A 2326-nucleotide genomic window follows, 5' to 3' on the forward strand; every position below is an offset into this window, starting at 1 on the left:
GGCGCAGCTCGCGCTGGGCCTCGGTGCGGGCGGTCTCGTCGACGGCGATGATCTGGAGGCGGGCCTCGCTGACGCGCAGCCGGGCGCGGGCGATCGAGGCTTCGATCTCGCCGCGCTCGCCGAGCAGGCGGGCCCATTCGCGGTTGATGTTGTAGACCTTCGTGCCGTCGATGAAGCCCTTCTCGAACAGGCCGAGATATTTGTTCCGCTCGAGTTCGACCAGGCGCAGCTCCTCGACCTTGGCGACCTTGCGCGCCTCGAGGCCTTTGATCTCCTCGCCGGACTGGACGACGCTGATCTCGAGCTGTTCCTTGCGGCTTTCGCGGTTGGTGCGGTTGCCGTCGAACAACCGGGTCTCGCCCTGGATGATCTGATCCGCCTCGTCGAAGACCTTGGCGAGCTCGGCCGGGAAGGTGATCGCGGCGAGGTTGTCACGCTCGGCGATCAGGCGGGCCTTGCGGCCGAGATTTTCGCCGAGCTGCGAGCGGATGATCGAGAGCTCGGCCTTGGTCTGGACATCGTCGAGCCAGAACAGGGTCTGGCCAGCCTCGACCCGGTCGCCCTGGCGCACCCCGATCGCCTGGACGATGCCGCCGTCGCGGTGCTGCACCTCCTTGAGGTTCTGGTCGACCTTGACCGAGCCCTGGGCGATCACGGCGCCGTTGAGATGGGCGCTGGCGGCCCAGCCGCCGCAGCCGACGACCAAGAGCAGGGCGAGCGCCGTRCCGGCGAGCATATGCCGGCCGAGCCCGAAGTTCGGCTCGCGCCCTTCCCTGGCGTCCCCACCGGACTGCGATGCGACACTGCTCTTGATCATGCTCATCTCTCCCGTCAGACGGCCCGGAATGCGAGGCGCTGCGGCCCCGCCCCCTCGCCGGGATCAGTAGTAATAAAGCCTGTGACTGCCCTGGATCTCGATCGAGTAGTCCTTCTCGTCATTCTGCTCGAGATAGACATCGACATAGGTGCGGTCGTCGTCACCGATCTTCTCGATGCGGAAGCGGAATGGCCGACCGGAATCGTCGCCCTCGTCGCCATAGGTGCGATCGAAGGCATCGTCGTCGGAACCGCTTCCGCCGTCGTCATCATCGTCATCATCATCGTGCTTGCGGATCTGGTACTGCTTGATGCGGATGCGGTCGCCGGCCTCGAGGTCGAGGATCTGGTGGATCAGGTCGCGATCGTCCTCATCATAGGGCACGTCGAAGGAGAAGGTGTCGTCGCCCGCCCCGCCGGTCAGCGTCACCACATCAGTGCCGATGGTGAAGTGGTCATTGCCGCTGCCGCCGATCACCGCCTCGATGCTGGAGAACCCGTCCTCGCCGATCTCGACGCTGACCGCCTTGCCCTCGACCAGGTTGATGTCGATGCTCTGCGTTGCCCGGGAGTAATCCAGCGTGTCGCAACCGCTGCCGCCATCATAGCAATCGGCCGCAGCATCGAGCGTACCGATGATCACGTCGTCGCCAGACCCGGCCTCAACCCGGTCCCTGCCCCCACCGCCATCGAGCGTATCGGCACCGCTACCTCCCTCGATCCRGTCGTTGCCGGCACCGCCCTGGATCACGTCATTGCCGGTCCCACCGAACAGGCAGTCATTGCCGGTGCCGCCATCAATGACGTCATTGCCATCATTGCCCTCGATCCGGTCGTCGCCCGCTCCGCCGAAGAGCCGGTCATGGCCGGCATCGCCCTCAACCCTGTCGTCTCCGTCTCCGCCGAAGACGATGTCGTCGCCGTCGCCGCCCTCCACCTCGTCATCGCCGTCACCGGCGTCGAGCAAGTCATTGCCGCTGCCACCAAAGAGCCTGTCCTTGCCGCAGCCGCCGGCGAGGTGATCGTCGCCCTCCCCGCCATCGAGTACATCGTCGCCGTCATCGCCGGAGAGCGTATCGTTGCCGGATTCGCCGAAGAGCCGGTCGTTGCCGCCGCCGCCCGCCGCGACGTCGTCCCCCCCACCGAGACGGGCCGTGTCCTGGCCGCAGCCGAACTCGACGATGTCGACGTGGGCGCCACCGATGACGACATTGTTGCCATTGCCGGTGCGGACGGTGTTGTTGCCGTCGCCGGTCAAGACAACGTTGTTGCCCTCACCGGCATCGATCCAGTCGTCCCCCTCACCGCCGTCGATGAAATCGTCACCATCGCCGCCATAGAGCCGATCATTGCCCTTACCGCCGATGATGATGTCGTTGCCGTTGCCGCCGAAGATGATGTCGTCGCCATCCTCGCCGAAGAGCTGGTCGTCGCCGTCATCGCCATAGATCGTGTCGTTGCCCTCGCCGCCATAGACGATGTCGTTGCCGCGGCCGGCATAGATCAGGTC

At 65.7% G+C, this 2326-nt stretch carries 1 protein-coding gene and 1 pseudogene; both read right to left on the reverse strand.

Going from position 1 to position 2326, the window contains the following annotated elements:
- A pseudogene (locus tag AC1D34_RS36745) lies at nucleotides 1-817 on the reverse strand (HlyD family type I secretion periplasmic adaptor subunit); the annotation flags it as partial.
- A 63-nt stretch (nucleotides 818-880) separates the two neighbouring features.
- Nucleotides 881-2326 (reverse strand): calcium-binding protein (locus AC1D34_RS36750; protein WP_476826923.1); only part of this gene is annotated, 1446 nt, incomplete at its 5' end.

This window comes from Allobosea sp. P1_A7 (genome assembly GCF_056406775.1).